Consider the following 503-nt stretch of genomic DNA (forward strand, 5'->3'; position numbering starts at 1 on the left):
CCGGTCTGGATGCAAGCCTATACTTCAATCCAGACAACCTGCCCTTGATGACGGACAGCATGACCATTAAACACATCGACCTGCTCGACTTCGCCGAATTGCCGTCCCCGGTCTATTTCCGTTATGCCGACTTCGACACCCATGAATATGCCTCGACCCACCGTCACCCGTGGGGCACCCTCGAGTATTCGGCCAACGGTGTGTTGCACATGGAAATTGGCAGCAGCCGCTTCATGTCGCCGCCTCAGTACGCGGTGTGGGTGCCGCCCGAGGTCGAGCACAGTTTCTACAGCCATCAGCCGGTCAACTATCGCGCGGTGTGTCTTGATCCAAGTGTTTGCACACGGTTGCCGGCGCGGGCCTGCACCTTGGCGATCAGTGACATTCTCAAGGCGATTCTCAAGGACTTCGCTGCCCGCGATGTGAAGATTCCGGAGCATGAGGCCGATCAGCGTCTGGCCCAGGTACTGGTCGATCAACTGCAACAGGCACCGGTGCAGGAA

At 58.3% G+C, this 503-nt stretch carries 1 protein-coding gene; it reads left to right on the forward strand.

Annotated elements, in window-relative coordinates:
- Nucleotides 1-59: 59 nt before the first annotated feature.
- On the forward strand, nucleotides 60-503 hold a 444-nt coding region (locus F8N43_RS29230), incomplete at its 3' end, for an AraC family ligand binding domain-containing protein (RefSeq protein WP_191630171.1).

It is taken from the genome of Pseudomonas fluorescens (assembly GCF_902498065.1).
Lineage (GTDB): Bacteria > Pseudomonadota > Gammaproteobacteria > Pseudomonadales > Pseudomonadaceae > Aquipseudomonas > Aquipseudomonas fluorescens_BJ.